General features: G+C 63.2%; 1 protein-coding gene. It reads left to right on the top strand.

Annotated features, from left to right (window positions below):
• Nucleotides 1-619 precede the first annotated feature (619 nt).
• On the top strand, nucleotides 620-925 hold a 306-nt coding region (locus ACWGS9_RS34970; protein ID WP_454509450.1), incomplete at its 3' end, for a hypothetical protein.

The following is a 925-nucleotide window of genomic DNA, read 5'->3' as shown; positions in this document are numbered from 1 at the left end:
CATAGGCAGCGACCGTCATCAGCGGGAACCAGGCAAAGGTCCAATTTGCTTCGAGAGCCGACAACTCGCCGTGCTCCAAGCATCGGACAATATGGTCTCCAAAAGCACATGCATCGTGCTCGATCGGCTACCAGGGTTCGTGACGTACCCGAGGGAGGTGGACACGCGCCGAAGCAGAACCTGCTGATTGCAACCGGCAAAACTCCCGTCTGTCATCACCGACGGAGCAACCCCGGAGCCCAACGAGGAAGCGCATGAAGGATAGTCGGTCCCGGATCTGGAACTCTTAAGGCGGCCGGCCACCCCTCGCGCCATCGGAGCGCCTCAGCGCCTTGCCGAGCGGCTTGCGGAAAACCTCCCACGGCGCCACGGCATTCAGCTTCTCCAGCGAATCGCCGGCCCCAGGACCAAAAAACCGGAGCCGCCAATGGCAAAGCCTGGGGCTGCCAGAGTCCAACGGCTGGGTGCCGCCTGCTGAAGATAGCTCAGAGAGCCGAACCTGTTTGGCGACCGCGGGGTGCGCGTCAGCTTATGGTCAGCTAGGCTGCCTATCCTTGTCGGCAGGAGTGAGCGCCCGAGGTCGCGACGACCCAACTTCGCCGAAAGGATAGCCAATCAGATGCATAATCGAATCACGGGCCCCTCCGGCCAGACCACAAGCGGCGCCATGGCCCCCAAGAATGACAACAGCGGTCAGGAGATGTGGGATCACCTGCGGAGGCTGACGGGCCTCACGCCGCCGCTCCCCGGCCCGATGGACATGGATAGCGCGATCGGATTGACGGTGGACGACCACTTTCCGGCGTCGGGCGTGGGGGGCGGAACGTATCCGCAAGCCCGTGAGGATTTGTCAGTGCAGGCGTTTGGGGAGCAGGAGCATGTTTCGCGGCCGGCCACGCCGATGGAAGCCGATAGCGCTCCTGGA

This window comes from Mesorhizobium sp. Arg314, assembly GCF_053714275.1.
This window is presented reverse-complemented; position numbering and strand designations above follow the sequence as displayed.